Source organism: Rhodococcus sp. OAS809, from assembly GCF_040546695.1.
Taxonomy (GTDB): domain Bacteria; phylum Actinomycetota; class Actinomycetes; order Mycobacteriales; family Mycobacteriaceae; genus Rhodococcus_F; species Rhodococcus_F qingshengii.
The window spans coordinates 5,563,757-5,579,813 of record NZ_JBEPOI010000002.1; the positions used below are offsets into that span (position 1 = coordinate 5,563,757).

Sequence of the window (16,057 nt, forward strand, 5' to 3'; positions counted from 1 at the left end):
GTTTTGTGAAGTGGTGAAACGTAGCAGTCCGGATGAGCGGCGTGAAGAGATCGCCGAGGCCGTGTGGCGTGTGATCCGTCGAGACGGTGTGGCGAGCGCCAGCGTCCGGGCGGTCGCGGACGAGGCGAAGATGTCGACGGGGTCGCTACGGCACTTCTTCGCGACGCAGTCCGAACTCTTGCTGTTCGCGATGACGCTCGTGACCGTCCGGGTGGAGGAAAGGATTGCCGGCATCGACTTCGATCCCGACATCCGCCGCGCGATCCGTCAGTTCACCGATCAGTTCGTTCCCCTCGACCAAGATCGGCGTGAAGAAATGCAGGTTTGGGAGGCCTTTGCTGCTGCCGCCCAGACCGATTCGGCGTTGACGGCGGTGCGTGACGAGACAGACCGGACCTTGTTCGAGCACTTTCGTTCGTTCGTGGAAGCGGCGCATCGAGCGGGTTTTCTACGGCCGGGTGCCTCGGTCGACATCGAGGCGATGAGATTGCATGCGCTCGCCGACGGGCTCGCGTCGCACGGCGTCGACAATCCCGAGCGAACCAATCCAGAGGTGATCAGCCAGGTGCTCGACGCGCATTTTGTCACGCTGTTGCGTTAGGTCGGGAGTAGTGGTGGGGGCTCGCGGTGCGTACGGCACGATAGACCCGTGGTTCACGTCATCGACATCTCAGATCCCGCCGACCCCCGGCTGGATGACTTTCGCGATCTCAACTCTTCGGATCGGCGCCCCGACCTCCCGGAGGGCAAGGGACTGGTCATCGCCGAGGGAGTGTTCGTCACTCAGCGACTGCTGACTTCGCGGTTCGAGCCGATCAGTCTCCTCGGCGTCGAACGACGGCTCCTGGAGCTCGCTGACGATCTCGACGGTGTGGACGTGCCGTTCTACCGTACGAGCGCCGAAGTGATGGCCGAGGTCGTCGGATTTCACCTCAACCGCGGCGTCCTCGCTGCAGCAGCACGCCCGGCACCGCTCGCGGTCTCGGACGTGTTGAAGGACGCGAAGACCGTCGTGGTCCTCGAAGGCGTCAACGATCACGAGAATCTCGGCTCGATGTTCCGCAACGCGGCGGGGCTCGGTGTCGATGCAGTTCTGTTCGGGAAGGGTTGTGCCGACCCGCTGTACCGGCGGTCGGTCCGTGTGTCGATGGGGCACGTGCTGCGAGTGCCCTTCGCGCATGTGGCAAAGTGGCCACACGACTTGGATGAGCTGCGTGGCAACGGTTTTCAGCTCATTTCCTTGACTCCGAATCCGGAAGCGGTCACTTTGGCCGAAGCGATGACCGGGGAGAAGGTAGCGCTACTGCTGGGCGCCGAGGGGCCAGGTTTGACCGAACATGCGATGCGGGCCACCGATATTCGTGCCAAGATACCCATGGCGCCCGGCACCGACTCGCTCAACGTCGCGACCGCAGCGGCGATGGCCTTCTACGAACGTGTCAGGACCGGCCGGTGACTCAGGACCGCACGCCCTGGTTCACCGGAATCGCGGTGTCGGTGTTCGCAGCCATGCTCTCGACCAGTGCCGTCGCGGCGTTCTGTGTCGCGCTGGGCAACGTGAACGTGCTCCTGGCGGTTGTCGTCAATGTCATTGCGGTAGGCGGACTTGCGCCGACCGTCTGGCGCTGGCGAGCCGTCCCCGTCTGGCGATGGGTGGTCTACGGCGCGGTAGCCGGCGTACCGCTCGGGTGGATCGCAGCGATAGCCGCGTGAACCTGTGAGGCTGCTCGGCGCTACTTGAAGCCGAAGTACCGAGCGAGGCGGCCGCGCGGCTTGGCCACCGGTGCGTCGTGGATCGGCGGCATGTTTTCGGGCATGGGTACCTCTGTCGGCGCCTGCTCGGGCATCGGCGCGGGGGCTGGGGGTGCAGGTTTGGGTGCCTCGCCGGGTCGGTGAATCTTGAAGCCCCACAGGAGAATCTGCGTTGTGTCGAGTTCGTGTTCTCGCGGCGCGCCGGTGTATCGAAATCCCAGCCACTCGAGGTTGGCGGACTCCGCGAACTGTTGCGGGTGGAACGGAAGTGACTGCGGATCAGGCAGGATCCCGGGCGGGTAACGCAGGGGATGGTTGCCGGCCCAGAATTCCAGTTCCCAGGTCTGTGGGATCCCCAGATTTTCGACGATGTCGATCGGGATGGCACTGAACGAGCGTCGTAGCTCGCCGTCCTCCCACAGTGCAAACGAACCCTGCGCGGTTTCGGGGACGGAGCTGATCAACAGCGTCGAGCCACCCTCTGCCGAAAGGTTCCAGGAATCAGGCAGTTTCGAGGGGACGAAGGTGCTGAGTTCGGAGCTGCAGACGACACTCACTCGACCGTACGCGCCGACGAAGACGTAGCCGGGGCTCACCGTCGCGGCCATCGACAGCGGCTGAGGCCCGAGCGACTCGAACTCCTTGTCCGGGTACAGCGACATGGCGATTTTCAGGGCCTCGGTCTGATCCGGCTGTGGGTACCTGCTCAATTCGGTGCGAGCGTCTGCGCCGCCCAGAAACCAGATCGTCGATACCCGTGCAGCCACCGGCAGCCCTCTCTCCTCAGCCTCGCTCGAAAGAAGAATACTTTCCTTCGGGTCAGCGACCGCTGCTGCGGACCCCGAGGAGTACGTCGTCCCACGAGGGAAGAGCAGGCCGTCCGCGCTTGTCCTTGGTCTGCGTCTGCTGCGGAGCGGTTTTCGGGGTCACATCCGGTGCGGGTTCGGGAACCTCTTCGGTGACGTCGGTTTCCGGCTCGACAGCAATCGGTTCGGGCGCCACGATCCGTTCCGCCACCACCGTCCGCTCGGGGACTACTGTGCGCTCGGAAACTGCTGTCCGCTCGGAAACTGCTGTCCGCTCGGAAACTGCTGCGGGCTCGGGCTCGATCTCCGCCACCGGTTCGACGTCGAATCGGGACAGTTCGAGCTGCTGCGGCTCGTTCGAGACCACCGGTACCAGGCCGCGGAGCGGGCGACCGAAGTCGGGATCGATCAAGTCGAATGCCGCGTCGTCGAGTGCGACGATCGTTCCGCCGTGCGCGTCTGGCTGGTAGCGCCAGTGCGCGGCGTTGGTGGTGCGGCCGGCCTGCCACTGCAACTGCGCGACCCACTGATTGTCCTCGTCGCGCCAGGCATCCCAGGTGGCCTCGTCGATACTGTGGCCGCGGGCGCGGAATGCGTGGGTCACGATTTCGGAGAGGGTGGGAACTGTCGGACCGTTGTCGCGCACCGGGTGTCCGCCCTGCGCCATTTCCGCGGCGCGGGAGCGCTCGAGCAGAACGGGGTACGCAAAGCGCTCGACCTTGCTGATGGGGATCTTCGCTTCTTCGGCGACCTGCTCTACGGAAGCACCGGAACGAATGCGCGCCTGAATTTCGCGGGGACGGAGTTGGCTTTCCATTTCGATCTCAATCTGGCCGAGTCGAGCCACGTCTCCGCGGGAAGCTGCACGAAGTTTGTCATCGGCGGGAAGCCGGAATTTCTGGCCGGTTTCAGCATCTGCGCACACCACATGCGATCCATCGGGTTCAAGTCCGATCACTCGAAGCTCTCGCACATTGACCTCCTTATCGCGCCGGCTCGCGACTTTGCGCCGCGCTCAACTGTAATTCATTCGTGACCATGGACTCGGCAGGACACGCAGGGCGAGATGACCTCGGATCCGCCCACCGGTGTGGTAGCTCACAAGGCCTGGCGCAAACGACGCTCGGCCCCCGACGTCATGCCGGGGGCCGAGCGGTGAAGCAAATGTGAAAATCAGCCGAGCTGAGAAACGACCCAGTCGATGCTCTTGGTGAGAGCGGTGACGTCATCGGGGTCGATGGCCGGGAACATGCCGACGCGCAGCTGGTTGCGGCCGAGCTTGCGGTACGGCTCGGTATCGACGATTCCGTTGGCGCGCAGGATCTTTGCCACCTCGGCAGCGTCGACGTCGTCGTTGAAGTCGATGGTGCCGACAACCTGCGAGCGGTGTGCCGGATCAGCGACGAACGGCGTTGCGAACTCACTGGCCTCGGCCCAGTTGTACAGGCGCGAGGACGAATCCGCGGTGCGAGCGGTAGTCCAGTCGAGGCCGCCGTTGCTGTTCATCCACTCGATCTGGTTGGCGAAGAGCAAGAGGGTGGCCAGGGCCGGGGTGTTGTAGGTCTGATCCTTGGAGCTGTTGTCCACGGCGATGGGCAGCGAGAGGAAGTCAGGCGTCCAGCGTCCCGAATCCTTGATCTCCGCGACGCGCTCGAGGGCGGCCGGGCTCATCAGCGCGATCCACAGTCCGCCGTCTGCAGCGAAGCACTTCTGCGGAGCGAAGTAGTAGACGTCGGAATCGGCGACATTGACCGGAAGTCCGCCGGCGCCCGAGGTGGCGTCGATGGCGATCAGTGCGTTCTCCGAACCCGCGGGACGCGAGACGGGGATCGACACACCGGTGGAGGTCTCGTTGTGCGCCCAGCCGATGAGATCGACGGACGGGTCGGAGACCGGCACCGGTGCGCTGCCCGGATCGGCGGAAACGACGATCGGGTCACCGATGAACGGGTTGGCCTTGGCGACCGAAGCGAACTTGGAGCTGAATTCGCCGTTGGTCAGGTGCAGCGACTTCTCGCGGATGAGGCCGAATGCGGCCGCATCCCAGAACGCAGTGGTTCCGCCGTTGCCGAGGACGACCTCGTAGCCCTCGGGCAGTGAGAACAGATCGGCGAGGCCGGAACGAATGCTGGCCACAACGTTCTTGACCGGCTTCTGGCGATGGCTGGTGCCGAACACCGAAGCGCCCACCTCGACCAGGGACTGCAGCTGCTCGGGGCGAACCTTGGAAGGACCGCAGCCGAAGCGTCCGTCGGCGGGCTTGAGGTCGGCGGGGATGATCGGTGTGGAGGTCATCGCTTCTTTCTGTTCCTTCACTTGTGTTCTGTACTACCGTGATTGGCGAATTCGAGCGGGGTACTACGCGTGGCTGATCTGGTCCCAGCCCTCGACCGACTCCGGAGTACGGGGCGCCGGGCCGGTGTAGATGGCGGCCGGGCGTACCAGCTTACCGAGACGCTTCTGCTCGAGGATGTGTGCACACCAGCCGGCGGTGCGGCCACAGGTGAACATGGCGGGCATCATGTGCGCGGGAACCTCGGCGAAGTCGAGGATGACGGCGGCCCAGAACTCGACGTTGGTCTCGATCGCGCGATCGGGACGACGCTCACGCAGTTCTGCCAGTGCAGCCTGCTCGAGAGCTGCGGCAGCCTCGTAGCGGGGAGCGTTGAGGCGCTTGGCCGTGGCGCGGAGCACGCGTGCACGGGGATCTTCGGCGCGGTAGACGCGGTGTCCGAAGCCCATGAGCTTTTCCTTGCGGTCGAGGATTCCCTTGACCAGCGCGCGGGCGTCGCCGGTCTTCTCGGTCTCTTCGATCATCGGAAGAACGCGGGCCGGTGCGCCGCCGTGCAGCGGGCCGGACATCGCGCCGATGGCGCCGGAAAGCGAAGCCGCGACGTCGGCGCCCGTGGAGGCGATGACGCGGGCCGTGAAGGTGGAGGCGTTCATGCCGTGCTCGGCTGCCGAGACCCAGTACGCGTCGATTGCCTCGACGTGTGCCGGATCGGGCTCACCCTTCCAGCGAACCATGAAGCGTTCGGTGACGGTCTTGGCCTCGTCGATGCGGCTCTGCGGGACTGCCGGCTGGTAGATGCCGCGAGCGGACTGCGCGACGTACGACAGCGCCATGACGGATGCGCGGGCGAGCTGGTCGCGGGCGGTCTCGTCATCGATGTCGAGGAGCGGCTGGTAGCCCCAGATGGGAGCCAGCATCGCCAGTCCGGCCTGAACGTCGACACGGACGTCGCCGGTGTGAATGGGGAGGGGGAACGGCTCGGCCGGCGGGAGGCCGGGGCCGAAGCGGCCGTCGACGAGAAGGGCCCATACGTTGCCGAAGGTGACCCTCTGGCCGACCAGGTCTTCGATGTCGACTCCGCGGTAGCGCAGTGCGCCGCCGTCCTTGTCAGGTTCTGCGATATCGCTGGTGAAGGCGACGACGCCTTCGAGTCCGCTCACAAAATCGTCCGGTATTGCTGCGCTCGCTGCCATTCTCGTGGACTCTCCTCGTTCGAGTGCGCCAGGTCTACAGTCGCACTGCCTCAGCTTCAGTGACTGCGCCTCGGTGCTCGCAGGGATGAGCACGCACCGTGTTTTGTACTGCGCAATCGTCTCGTCCCGATTCGGTTGCTGTCGCTGGTGCGGCTCGCGGTCCGGGTCGGGTCTAGCCACGGCAAACTTTAGCGCGTGCCGCGTAGCCGTTGGCCAGTGAGTACCCGGGAGTAGCGTTCTCGGCTGTGTCGAATGAACGTCAGGACCCGCAGGCGGTGGACAACGAACTCGCGGCCATGCGTGTGGGCTATCCGCAAGCAGGCAGCGAATCGGAGTCCGTCGAGGACCGCATGAGTGCGGAATTGGATACTTCGGTTGTCGAAACCGGTTGGCTGCCCCTCATGCGCCAATGGCTCGTGGACGCCGTCGAAGCTGACGCGCCGGAGCCCAACGCCATGACTCTGTCGACGGTGGACGACGTTGGCCGTCCGGCGTCGCGCACCGTGCTCTGCAAAGGGCTCAGCGAGGACGGCGTCCTCTTCTTCACCAACTACGGATCCGACAAGGCTCGTCACCTCGACGCCCACCCGTACGCGTCGGCGAACTTCACGTGGCTGACCCTTGCCAGGCAGGTGATCGTCCGCGGCACCACCGAGCGGGTGAGTGCTCAACTGACGCAGGAGTATTGGCGAACCAGGCCTCGCGGTTCACAGCTCGGCGCGTGGGCGTCGTCGCAGTCTCGTCCGATCGACTCGCGTGCCGATCTCGACGAGCAACTGCGTGAGGTCGCTGCTCGATTCGGCGTGGACGGTGAGATTCCGGTGCCACCGAACTGGGGCGGGATTCTGATTCGGCCCGAGTCTGTCGAGTTCTGGCAAGGACGCGCGAACCGCATGCACAATCGAGTTCGCACGAGCCTGGTCGACGGACAGTGGTCCGCCGTCCGTCTCCAGCCGTGAGCCGGCTACTCGCGGACACGACTCCGCTCGAGAATCGCGACTATCGACGGCTGTGGACGGCCGGCATCGTCACCGTCATCGGCGCTCAGCTCAGCGTGGTCGCCGTACCGCAACAGGTGTACGAGATCACCCGAAGCTCGGCCTACGTCGGTCTGACGGGAATCTTCGGTCTGGTCCCGCTGGTCGTTTTCGGTCTGTGGGGCGGCGCACTGGCCGACGTCATGGATCGACGACGGCTGTTGATGATCACCTCGATCGGACTCGGCGTCACGTCGGTGCTGTTCTGGATCCAGGCTGCCCTGAACGTGAACAACGTGTGGTTGGTGCTCGGATTGTTCTCGGTTCAACAGGCGTTCTTCGCGGTGAACCAGCCGACGCGAGCGGCGATCATCCCTCGGTTGATTCCGGGCAGGCAGTTACCTGCCGCGAACTCGCTGAACATGACTGTCGTGCAGTTCGGTGCGATAGCCGGCCCGCTACTGGCGGGTGTCCTCATACCGTCGGCCGGTCTGCAACTGCTGTACCTGCTCGACTCGATCTTTCTTCTCGCCACACTGTGGGCGGTATGGAAGCTCCCGGCGATTCCGCCGACCGGAACGTCTCGGCGAGCCGGATTGAGCGAGGTCCTCGGCGGTTTCACGTATCTCGCGACGCAGAAGGTTCTGCTCGCGTCGTTCGTGGTGGACATCATCGCGATGGTGTTCGGGATGTCGCGAGCACTGTTCCCGGAGATCGCTCACGAATCCTTCGGTGACCCCGCCAGCGGCGGTTTTGCGCTGGGACTGCTGTTCGCGGCGATGTCGGTGGGAGCCGTTCTGGGCGGAGTCTTCTCGGGTTGGTTGCCACGGGTTCAGTACCAGGGGCGAGCCGTTCTGGTCTGCATCGCGCTGTGGGGGCTGTCCATGGTCGGCTTCGGCGTTGCCGTGTACTTCGCGAGTCCCGGTTCCAGTGTGATTCTGCTCTGGGTGGCGGTCGCATTCCTGGCATTCGGCGGAGCCGTCGACATGGTCTCGGCGGCTTTCCGCAGCACGATGCTCCAGCAAGTGGCAACCGACGACATGCGCGGACGACTGCAGGGCGTGTTCATCGTGGTCGTGGCGGGTGGTCCGCGTATCGGTGACGTGCTGCACGGGGGTGCAGCCTTCCTGTTCGGGACCGGTGTCGCTGCAGCGGGCGGCGGCTTCCTGGTGATTGTCGGTGTTGTCCTTTCTGCCCTCGCATTTCCGGCATTCGTTCGCTACAAGGTGGGACGCGCCGTCTGACGTCCTGGTTAACCGGTCGCTCGTGGTGGAAACTGGTACGTATGACTGCGCCGCACAGCACGGGTAGGGGAGGGTTCGAGATCCGTGGTGGAGGCTATCGAGCCGAGATCGCCGCGGCCGGTGCCGGGTTGCGGCTACTCGATCACGAAGGACCGAACGGTCAGCGCGCGCTGACCGAGACCTGGGCACTCGGATCGAAGCCACCGCTGTCGGCCGGATTGGTTCTCGCGCCGTGGCCCAACCGAATTCGCGACGGGCACTTCATGTTCGACGGGATCGAGCATCAACTCGAGATCACCGAACCTGCGCTGGGGAACGCGAGCCACGGGTTCGTCCGGCGTCGCAATTGGAGCCTCGTGGACCACACGTACGAGCGCGTCGAACTGTCGGTCGACGTGGGACTTCACAAGGGTTGGCCCTATCCGTTGCAGCTGACGGTCGCCTACGAGGTCGGTGCCGAAGGACTGACCGTCACGCACACGGCCACGAACAAGGGTGCGACCTCGTCGCCGTTCGGGCTCGGAATGCACACCTTCATTCGCGCCGGCGACTTTCCGCTCGACGAATGTGCTCTGCATCTGGCAGCAGGCACGCGGTTGCCGATCGATCCGGCGAGGATGCTGCCGAACGCGTATTCGCAGGCAGTCGCCGGTACGGACTACGACTTCCGGACACCGAGACTGCTTGCCGGGGTGCAGTTGGACACTCCGTACAGCGCATTGGACGTCGTCGACGGCAGTGGTCGCACGCAACACGAGCTGCTGGCTCCGGATGGAACGGGCACTGCCCTGTGGACCAACCGCGAGTTCCCGTGGATTCAGGCCTTCATCGCAGATCCCGCCAACGACAAGGGGTATCCCGACCGTGGGCGCGCATTGGCTTTGGAGCCGATGACCTGCCCGCCTGACGCCTTCAACTCGGGCATCGATCTCCTGGTGCTTCATCCGGGTCAGACGTGGACGGGTAGCTGGGGCATCAAGGCGCTGTGATCCGGCTCTCATACCGTGGGATCGTGTAACACCAAGTAGGCATCAGCCGATAACGATCGGTTTTCGGTACCCCGTGTCAGTGGTCCGGAAGGTCCGACGTTGCTCCCATTTGCGAATTGCAGCCGAGATTTGCAGATCAGTGTGGGTAAATGCGCGATTCCGTAGACTGGAGTACCGGTCACGCGAGTGGGAAAGCCCAGACTGGAACATGTTTCAGTTTCGGTGGGTATGTCGGGTTCGTGAGTACCCGAAAAATAGCCGTGGAGCGACCCTCCTTCGGCACGATCTCTCCCGTGCGACTAGTTTCTAGTTGATCGCATGTAGTTACTCGTTGGTTCGAGCTTGAGAGGGATCCTTCGTGCCCGCTGACAATGACACAAAGCCCACGCTTACTTACCCCGGTGGTGAGTACACGATGTCCATTGCCAGGGCAACAGAGGGCAATGACGGCATCGAGCTGGGAAAGCTGCTGGCCACAACGGGGTACACCACCCTTGACCCCGGTTTTGTGAACACTGCATCCACCAGTTCTGCAATCACCTACATCGACGGTGAGAAGGGAATCCTGCGTTACCGCGGATATCCCATCGAGCAGTTGGCAGGTAAGTCGACGTTCATCGAGGTCAGCTACCTGCTGATCTACGGCGAACTGCCGACCGACGCCCAGCTCGAGTCCTTCACGGACCGCATCCGTCGACACACCCTGCTTCACGAGGACCTCAAGCGGTTCTTCGACGGATTCCCGCGCAACGCTCACCCGATGCCGGTTCTCTCGTCCGCAGTGAACGCATTGTCGGCGTACTACCAGGATTCGCTCGATCCCGAGGATCCGGAGCAGGTGGAACTGTCCACCATCCGTCTTCTCGCGAAGCTGCCGACCATCGCTGCGTACGCGTACAAGAAGTCCGTCGGACAGCCGTTCCTGTACCCGGACAACTCGTTGAACCTGGTCGAGAACTTCATGCGTATGACGTTCGGCTTCCCCGCCGAGCCGTACCAGGGTGATCCCGAGGTCGCCAAGGCACTCGACATGCTGCTGATCCTGCACGCAGACCACGAGCAGAACTGCTCCACGTCGACCGTGCGTATGGTCGGCTCGTCGGACGCCAACCTGTTCACCTCCGTCTCGGCCGGCATCAACGCACTGTGGGGCCCGCTGCACGGCGGCGCCAACCAGGCAGTGCTCGAGATGCTCGACGAGATCAAGGCCAGCGGCAGCACCGCAGCCGAGTTCGTCCGCAAGGTCAAGAACAAGGAAGACGGCGTGAAGCTCATGGGCTTCGGGCACCGCGTCTACCGCAACTACGATCCGCGCGCTGCGCTGGTCCGCGAAACCGCGCACACCATCCTCGCCAAGCTCGGCGGCGACGACGAACTGCTCAACATCGCAATGCAACTCGAAGAGGCCGCCCTCACGGACGACTACTTCATCGAGCGCAAGCTCTACCCGAACGTCGACTTCTACACCGGCCTCATCTACCGCGCGATGGGCTTCCCGCCGCGCATGTTCACGGTGCTGTTCGCCATGGGCCGTCTGCCCGGCTGGATTGCGCACTGGCGTGAAATGCACGAGGATCCGGCTACGAAGATCGGCCGCCCGCGCCAGATCTACACCGGCTACACCGAGCGTGACTACAGAGACATCACGTCCCGCTGACGCGTGACCTAGCGATATCACCACCCGCTAGTCTTCTGTACCCAACATTTCGCCTCAACGAGGAGGACCCATGAGTAGCAAGCCCGTAATCGAGTTCCAGGAAGGCCCCGCGCCGACCGATCTGGTCATCAAGGATCTGGTTGTCGGAGAAGGCGCCGAAGCCGTTCCCGGTGGCACCGTCGACGTTCACTACGTCGGTGTCGAGTTCGAGTCCGGCGAAGAGTTCGACTCTTCCTGGAGCCGTGGCGAGTCCATTCAGTTCCCGCTTCGTGGCCTGATCAAGGGCTGGCAGGACGGCATCCCGGGCATGAAGGTCGGCGGACGCCGTCAGCTCACCATTCCGCCGGAGCTGGCATACGGCCCCGCCGGTGCAGGGCACCAGCTTTCCGGCAAGACCTTGGTCTTCGTGATCGATCTGCTGGACGCCAAGTAATCCACTGTGCGCCTTTATTAACCCCCCGCGGTTAATAAAGGCGCACAGCACAAGCAGCCCCGCACCGTCAGGTGTGGGGCTTTCTTGTGTGGTCAGCTCGCGGTCTTTCGTCGGTAGAGCCAGTTGGACCACACGAATCCCACGGCGGCGATGCCCAGGCACCACGCGAGGGCGATGGCCGCGCTGTTCCCGATCGGCGTGCCCATCAGGAGTCCGCGCACAGTCTCGATGATCGGAGTCACCGGTTGGTGCCGGGCAAACCCCTGCAGCCAGGACGGCATGGTCTCAGCCGGTACGAAAGCAGTGCTGACGTAGGGCAGGAACATGATGGCGAAGGTGAATCCGCTTGCAGCCTCCGGGTTCTTGGCCAAGAGTCCCAAAGCTGTCGAGAGGTACGACATGGCAAAGACGAAGGCGACGATCACAGCGGCGACGCCGAGCCAGCGCAACGGATCGCTGGTCGGGCGAAATCCCATGATCAGCGCAACCACGACCACGATCGCCGTAGTCAGGACGTTGCGGACGACGCTGGCCAGTACATGACCGGTCAGGACCGACGGCGGAGATATCGCCAAGGTCCGGAAACGGTCGATGATCCCGTCCTTCATGTCGCTCGAGACGCTGACCGCGGTGGTCGAGGCGCCGAAACCGGCGCACAGAAGGATGATTCCGGGCACTACGTAGTCGATGTACTCGCTACCGGTGTTGATGGCGCCGCCGAAGACGTAGACGAACAGCAGCATGAGCATGACCGGAAGGGCTATCGCGGTGATCATCGAATCCGGACTGCGCAGAACGTGTTTGAGATTCCGGCGGAGCATCACCGCGGAATCGATTGCAATGGTGGAGGTCATCGAACGCTCGCAATCTCGGGTTGGCCTGATCCGGTGAGCGCGAAGAACACGTCGTCCAGATCCGGAGTGTGAACGGAGAACTTCTCGACGGTGATCGACGGATCGTCGATCGAGTCGAGGATCGCTTTGATCGACGGAACTGCCCCGTCGGAAGGGATGTGCAGGGTCAAGGTCTCGGCATTCGAATGCGCCTGCGGCAGTGACGCCGCGGCGAGTTCGAGTTGGGCCAGGTTCTCGAATTGCAGTGCGACGTGGCCGCCGGGAACAAGGCGTTTGAGTTCGTCCGGTGTTCCCTCGGCGACGATGCGGCCGCCGCTCAGCACGCCGACCGTATCGGCCAATTCGTCTGCCTCGTCGAGGTATTGGGTGGTGAGGAAGATGGTGACGCCTGACGCTGTGAGTCCTCGAACGATCGACCACATGTCGTGGCGGCTTCGCGGGTCCAGGCCGGTGGTGGGTTCGTCGAGAAAGACGACGTCCGGTCGGGCGACGAGGCTCATTGCGATGTCGAGTCGTCTGAGCATGCCGCCCGAGTAGTTGCCGGCGCGTTTGTCGCCGAAGTCCGTCAAAACGAACTGGTCGAGCAATTCCTCGGCACGGCGACGGGAGTTCTTCCGGCCCAGGTGATTCAGTTCGCCCAGTAGGGTGAGGTTCTCGAATCCGGTCAGCAAGGTGTCGACGGCTGCGTACTGCCCGGTCACGCTGATGCGCCGCCGAACGTTCTGTGGATCTCCGGGCAGTGAATGCCCCGCGACCATGACCTCGCCTCCGTCGAAGGGGATGAGGGTGGTGAGAATTCTTACGGCCGTGGTCTTTCCGGCGCCGTTTGCGCCGAGGAGGGCGTACACCGATCCGGCCGAGACCGCCAGGTCGAGTCCAGCCAGTACCTGTTGATCGCCGTAGCGCTTACGGAGTCCGCGGACCGAGATTGCGGGGATCGTTCCTGACATCGAGACCTCCAAGTAAGAACTGTGTATGTCATAAACTCGTGTTTATAGCGTACACAGTTCTAGGATGATGGCAAGAGTGAAGAGTGGGAGCTTATGGATCGCGGAGCGCTACCGAGAGCAGTTGAACTGGCCTGGGGACTGGACCAGCCGGGAACGCGGGGTCCGAAGAAGGGGCTCAGTCTCGAGCAAATTCTCGACACCGCGATCGAATTGGCCGACGCAGAAGGCGTCACCGCTCTGTCGATGGGCCGCGTGGCCAAAGCGCTCGGGTTCACGACCATGTCGCTCTACCGCTACGTGGCAAGCAAAGACGAACTGATCGAACTGATTTCGGATCGGGTGATCGGGCCGCCGCCGGTAATTCCCGACGGCGTGACCTGGCGCGTCAAGCTCGAGGCGTGGGCGAATCAGGAGTACGCCACGATGCTGAGTCGACCGTGGTGGCTCAAGCTGCCCATCACGGCTCCACCGACCGGGCCCAACAACATGGCGTGGCTCGACGCGGGTCTGAGCGCCCTCGACGGGGTCGCCCTGAGCGCCGCGTCGAAGTTCCAGGTGGTGACCAACGTGTCGTTGTTCGTCATCGGCCGCGCTCGATTCTCGGCTGACCTGGCGTCTCGTTCAGCGCAGTCGGCAGACGACGACGTCGCATACGGCGCTCTCATTGCTCGTGTCATCAATCGGGAGGGATTCCCCTACCTGAGTGCCGCAATCGAGGAAGGCGGCTTCGAGGACGGCAGCCCGGAGGGTGAGGCCGCCGGCGACGATGCCTTCGATTTCAGTTTCTCGCTTGGCTTACTTCTCGACGGAATCGAGAAGCTGGTGCAGCGGTCAGGACACCAGCGCGGTGGCGCTGACGTCGTCGATGATCAGATCGGTGATCAGCCCGCCCCGTAGTGCTCCCTCCAGGGCCGGCAGTTTTGCTGTTCCGGCGACGATGCACACGCGCCTGGCGACCTTCTCGAAAAGGTCCAGTCGCGGGCCGCTCGCGCGCTCGTTGAGTTCGATTCCGCGGTAGCTCCCGTCCGACCGGAAGAAGACGGTTGCGATGTCGCCGACCACTCCGTCGCGTCGAAGTGCTTCTGCTTCATCGGGTTCGAGGTATCCGGCGGTGTAGACGTGACTCGGTACGTTGCCGCCTGGTACGCCGATGCTGAAGACTGCCAGGTCCATTCGCTTCTGCATGTCCAAGACGCGTTTGATGCTTCGTTCGCGCCACAGTTGCTCCCGAGTTTCCGGGTAGTCGAAGAAGGCAGGCACCGGAAATCCTTGTGGCAGAGCACCGTAGGCGTCGGCGATGGTTCTGATGATGTCGCTGGCGTAAGAGATTCCGGTGGTGCGAGTATTCGCGGCGCCGTTGAGTTGCACGACGTACGAGTTGTACGTGCGTTTGGGGGCAAGGTGCTTGCTGACTTCACTGAGTGTGGTTCCCCAGGCGATCCCCATCACCATGTCGCTGTCGAAGAACGACGCCAGCAGGCGTCCGGCAAAGGTTGCGACCTTTTCGAGTCGCTCGAGATCTCCCACCAGTTCCGGCACGGTCACCACGTGGGCGCGCACTCCGTACCGTTCCGAGAACTCGCGTTCGATGCGAGGAGCCTGGCCGTGCGGGGTGCTGATCTTGATCTCGACGAGACCCGAGGTGCGCGCGTAGGTGATCAATCGGGAGACGGTGGATCGGGACACCCCCATGTCGCGGCCGATGGCAGCCATGGTCTGGTCCTGGAAGTAGTAGAGGCGTGCGGCCTGAACTGCGTCGGCGATGCGCGGGTCCGCCGGATCGGAGGTAGCGGAGTCCGAAGTGGGAGTTTCCATGGGTTCGTCCTGTCTGCACGTACGTGCAAGAGCATTGAACCGAATCTTATCCGAGTAGGCCCAGGCTGAGGCGCTCGATCACGCAAAGTCCCAGAAGTGTGTCTGTTACCCGCGTTACGGTGCGCAAATGGGGCATTTGCACATATGTGCACGAGCTATGCGTGAATGTGCAAACGGCCTTACGCTACGGGTGCAGCAATCCAAACTATGACATGCATCACAACGAAGTGAGGGTGGGGATGGAGAAAGCCAAGCGATTAGGGCTTCCAGGCGAGTTGGCAGCCGAGTTCGCCGGAACGATGATCTTGATCTTGTTCGGCGTCGGAGTTGTGGCGCAGGTTGTGTCCGGCGGGAGCGGTGGGGGTCTCGGCGGACACGACAGTATCGCGTGGGCCTGGGGACTCGGCGTCATGTTCGGCATCTATGTCGCAGGCCGGGTGACGGGTGCTCATCTGAACCCCGCAGTGACCTTCGCCTTTGCGATCTTCCGGGGATTCTCCTGGCGCAAGGTCCTGCCCTACACGCTGGCGCAGACCGCTGGAGCCTTTGTCGCGGCCCTGATCGTCCGGTGGAATTACAACGACATGCTCAATGCCATCGATCCCGGACACACAACGGCGACTCAGACGATCTTCTCGACGATGCCCGGAAACGGAACGCTCCCGGTCAGTCTGGGATCAGCGCTGATAGATCAGATCATCGGCACGGCGATCCTGTTGTTCCTCATCGTTGCGGTGACCGATACTCGGGGGAACTCCGCCGCTCGCGAATCTTGCGCCCTTCGTCGTCGGTTTGATCGTGGTGGCAATCGGATTCGCATGGGCGACCAACGCGGGTTACGCCATCAATCCGGCCCGTGACTTCGGTCCGCGGCTGGCGTCGTATCTCACCGGTTACGGCAGCGCCTGGCGAGATCAGTACGGGAGCCTGTATTTCTGGGTGCCCATCGTGGGGCCGCTGATCGGCGCTCCGATCGGGGTGTTCCTCTACGACAAGCTGATTGGTCGATTCCTGCCTGACGAGTCGGTGGAGAAGGCAGCCGAGGAGCCGGCCACGATACCGGCCTGATGGCGAATCATCATCTCTGACAGTAA

General features: G+C 63.3%; 16 protein-coding genes and 1 pseudogene. 10 read left to right on the forward strand and 7 right to left on the reverse strand.

The genetic code is table 11. The features are described from left to right. Positions 1-10: 10 nt before the first annotated feature. The 3 genes from ABIE52_RS29120 to ABIE52_RS29130 are packed head-to-tail and all read left to right on the forward strand — an operon-like array spanning position 11 to position 1,713. Positions 11-601 (forward strand): TetR/AcrR family transcriptional regulator, encoded by a 591-nt coding sequence (locus tag ABIE52_RS29120; protein ID WP_037128521.1) that lies wholly within the window; start codon positions 11-13, stop codon positions 599-601. Between the two features lie 48 nt (positions 602-649). Further along, entirely contained in the window at positions 650-1,456 is an 807-nt protein-coding gene (locus ABIE52_RS29125; protein WP_003939731.1) for a TrmH family RNA methyltransferase, read from the forward strand. Beyond that, positions 1,453-1,713, forward strand: a complete 261-nt coding sequence (locus tag ABIE52_RS29130; RefSeq protein WP_030535366.1) for a DUF2537 domain-containing protein — start codon at positions 1,453-1,455, stop codon at positions 1,711-1,713. The genes ABIE52_RS29125 and ABIE52_RS29130 overlap by 4 nt, the downstream gene beginning before the upstream one ends. 20 nt (positions 1,714-1,733) lie before the next feature. On the opposite strand, the gene ABIE52_RS29135 is transcribed toward ABIE52_RS29130, so the two are convergent. From ABIE52_RS29135 to ABIE52_RS29150, 4 genes are all read right to left on the reverse strand, one after another. After that, positions 1,734-2,519 (reverse strand): DUF6928 family protein, encoded by a 786-nt coding sequence (locus ABIE52_RS29135; protein WP_042921685.1) that lies wholly within the window; start codon positions 2,517-2,519, stop codon positions 1,734-1,736. Positions 2,520-2,571: 52 nt separating this feature from the next. Continuing rightward, complete coding sequence (gene sepH, locus ABIE52_RS29140) at positions 2,572-3,531, reverse strand: septation protein SepH (protein ID WP_192712270.1); 960 nt, start codon at positions 3,529-3,531, stop codon at positions 2,572-2,574. Between the two features lie 200 nt (positions 3,532-3,731). After that, the gene (serC, locus tag ABIE52_RS29145) at positions 3,732-4,853 is read right to left on the reverse strand and encodes a phosphoserine transaminase (RefSeq protein ID WP_007733484.1); all 1,122 of its coding nucleotides are present in this window, start codon (positions 4,851-4,853) and stop codon (positions 3,732-3,734) included. A 63-nt stretch (positions 4,854-4,916) separates the two neighbouring features. Beyond that, the gene (locus ABIE52_RS29150; RefSeq protein ID WP_003940025.1) at positions 4,917-6,044 is read right to left on the reverse strand and encodes a citrate synthase 2; all 1,128 of its coding nucleotides are present in this window, start codon (positions 6,042-6,044) and stop codon (positions 4,917-4,919) included. Between the two features lie 245 nt (positions 6,045-6,289). Between ABIE52_RS29150 and pdxH the strand changes: the two genes are divergently transcribed. The 5 genes from pdxH (at position 6,290) to ABIE52_RS29175 (ending at position 11,344) form a co-directional block, all read left to right on the forward strand. After that, the gene (gene pdxH, locus ABIE52_RS29155) at positions 6,290-7,003 is read left to right on the forward strand and encodes a pyridoxamine 5'-phosphate oxidase (RefSeq protein ID WP_042921683.1); all 714 of its coding nucleotides are present in this window, start codon (positions 6,290-6,292) and stop codon (positions 7,001-7,003) included. Then, on the forward strand, positions 7,000-8,265 hold the full coding sequence (locus ABIE52_RS29160; RefSeq protein WP_021332219.1) for an MFS transporter: 1,266 nt from the start codon (positions 7,000-7,002) through the stop codon (positions 8,263-8,265). Before pdxH ends, ABIE52_RS29160 begins: the two co-directional genes overlap by 4 nt. 41 nt (positions 8,266-8,306) lie before the next feature. Beyond that, entirely contained in the window at positions 8,307-9,254 is a 948-nt protein-coding gene (locus tag ABIE52_RS29165; RefSeq protein WP_162113729.1) for an aldose 1-epimerase family protein, read from the forward strand. Positions 9,255-9,612: 358 nt separating this feature from the next. Further along, a complete protein-coding gene (locus tag ABIE52_RS29170) occupies positions 9,613-10,911 on the forward strand; it encodes a citrate synthase (protein ID WP_003940509.1) in 1,299 nt (432 codons plus the stop codon). A gap of 70 nt (positions 10,912-10,981) precedes the next feature. Further along, positions 10,982-11,344, forward strand: coding sequence for an FKBP-type peptidyl-prolyl cis-trans isomerase (locus ABIE52_RS29175; RefSeq protein ID WP_003940440.1), 363 nt, complete (start codon positions 10,982-10,984; stop codon positions 11,342-11,344). 92 nt (positions 11,345-11,436) lie between these two features. On the opposite strand, the gene ABIE52_RS29180 is transcribed toward ABIE52_RS29175, so the two are convergent. Together ABIE52_RS29180 and ABIE52_RS29185 are read right to left on the reverse strand one after the other, a co-directional pair. Further along, positions 11,437-12,198, reverse strand: coding sequence for an ABC transporter permease (locus tag ABIE52_RS29180; protein WP_007733480.1), 762 nt, complete (start codon positions 12,196-12,198; stop codon positions 11,437-11,439). Next, a complete protein-coding gene (locus ABIE52_RS29185) occupies positions 12,195-13,148 on the reverse strand; it encodes an ATP-binding cassette domain-containing protein (protein WP_007733477.1) in 954 nt (317 codons plus the stop codon). The genes ABIE52_RS29180 and ABIE52_RS29185 overlap by 4 nt, the downstream gene beginning before the upstream one ends. Before the next feature lie 93 nt (positions 13,149-13,241). On the opposite strand from ABIE52_RS29185, the gene ABIE52_RS29190 reads away from it, so the two are divergent. Continuing rightward, on the forward strand, positions 13,242-14,045 hold the full coding sequence (locus ABIE52_RS29190; protein ID WP_007733476.1) for a TetR/AcrR family transcriptional regulator: 804 nt from the start codon (positions 13,242-13,244) through the stop codon (positions 14,043-14,045). Here ABIE52_RS29190 and ABIE52_RS29195 read toward each other — a convergent pair. Beyond that, positions 13,980-14,963 carry a sugar-binding transcriptional regulator gene (locus ABIE52_RS29195; RefSeq protein ID WP_007733475.1) on the reverse strand — a complete coding sequence of 328 codons (984 nt, stop codon included), beginning with the start codon at positions 14,961-14,963 and terminating at the stop codon, positions 13,980-13,982. The two genes, ABIE52_RS29190 and ABIE52_RS29195, sit on opposite strands and share 66 nt — an antisense overlap. Positions 14,964-15,202: 239 nt before the next feature. Here ABIE52_RS29195 and ABIE52_RS29200 point away from each other — a divergent pair. Then, positions 15,203-16,031: pseudogene (locus ABIE52_RS29200) on the forward strand (MIP/aquaporin family protein). Positions 16,032-16,057 lie beyond the last annotated feature (26 nt).

Bases quoted from the DNA above. Each gene is read 5' to 3' on its own strand.
- serC (WP_007733484.1), bottom strand. From the start codon at position 4,853: ATGACCTCCACACCGATCATCCCCGCCGACCTCAAGCCCGCCGACGGA.
- ABIE52_RS29150 (WP_003940025.1), bottom strand. From the start codon at position 6,044: ATGGCAGCGAGCGCAGCAATACCGGACGATTTTGTGAGCGGACTCGAA.
- ABIE52_RS29165 (WP_162113729.1), top strand. From the start codon at position 8,307: ATGACTGCGCCGCACAGCACGGGTAGGGGAGGGTTCGAGATCCGTGGT.
- ABIE52_RS29175 (WP_003940440.1), top strand. From the start codon at position 10,982: ATGAGTAGCAAGCCCGTAATCGAGTTCCAGGAAGGCCCCGCGCCGACC.
- ABIE52_RS29180 (WP_007733480.1), bottom strand. From the start codon at position 12,198: ATGACCTCCACCATTGCAATCGATTCCGCGGTGATGCTCCGCCGGAAT.
- ABIE52_RS29185 (WP_007733477.1), bottom strand. From the start codon at position 13,148: ATGTCAGGAACGATCCCCGCAATCTCGGTCCGCGGACTCCGTAAGCGC.
- ABIE52_RS29190 (WP_007733476.1), top strand. From the start codon at position 13,242: ATGGATCGCGGAGCGCTACCGAGAGCAGTTGAACTGGCCTGGGGACTG.
- ABIE52_RS29195 (WP_007733475.1), bottom strand. From the start codon at position 14,963: ATGGAAACTCCCACTTCGGACTCCGCTACCTCCGATCCGGCGGACCCG.